This window comes from Dawidia soli (genome assembly GCF_018598185.1).
In the GTDB taxonomy this organism is placed as follows: domain Bacteria; phylum Bacteroidota; class Bacteroidia; order Cytophagales; family Cyclobacteriaceae; genus Ohtaekwangia; species Ohtaekwangia soli.
Window position 1 is genome coordinate 1 of record NZ_JAHESC010000110.1, and the last position, 575, is coordinate 575.

General features: G+C 53.4%; 1 protein-coding gene. It reads right to left on the minus strand.

Going from position 1 to position 575, the window contains the following annotated elements; genetic code table 11:
- A partial coding sequence (locus tag KK078_RS30290; protein WP_254094788.1) for a hypothetical protein occupies positions 1-575 on the minus strand: 575 nt, incomplete at both ends.

A 575-nucleotide genomic window follows, 5' to 3' on the forward strand; every position in this document is an offset into this window, starting at 1 on the left:
CGAATGCCTTGCGACGAAAGCATCAGGTACGAGTACATGTTGAACAACGACAGGATCTTTGCCTGTACGCGCTTGTTCTCCGGTAGGTCACGCCCTACGTTGATATACCAGGCCGAAGCATTCTTTTTGAAGAATGCCATCTCCACCAGCGCATCTACCTGGATGATTGCGCCGCTGTCCGGCAGTTTGTAGTTTACACCAAAAGCTGCTTCCACGCCATCGCGTGAGATCGCCACCATCGCCGAGAACGGTGGATCCGAGGTCGTATCAAGGCCCAGACGTGTTTTGAGAATAGCCGCCTGCCCCTGTATGAGGATGATCTCCGGAAGCGAGAGCAGGAAGAATACCTTGCTGGAGAACGTATAGCCATTGTCGCCCGAGGTAGCGATCGACGCGCCTACCCCTAGTGAAAAACCTTCTTTGCTCTTGTCGAACTTGGAGATGAAGATCCCTTCCCGGTTCTCCGGGAAGACCTTCTTCTTATAATATAGATACCAGGATGCATCAGCCGCCAGCCCTACCGACTCGCGGCTCGCAATATACCGGCGGCCGAATAATCCTCTGAACCCGTAGAT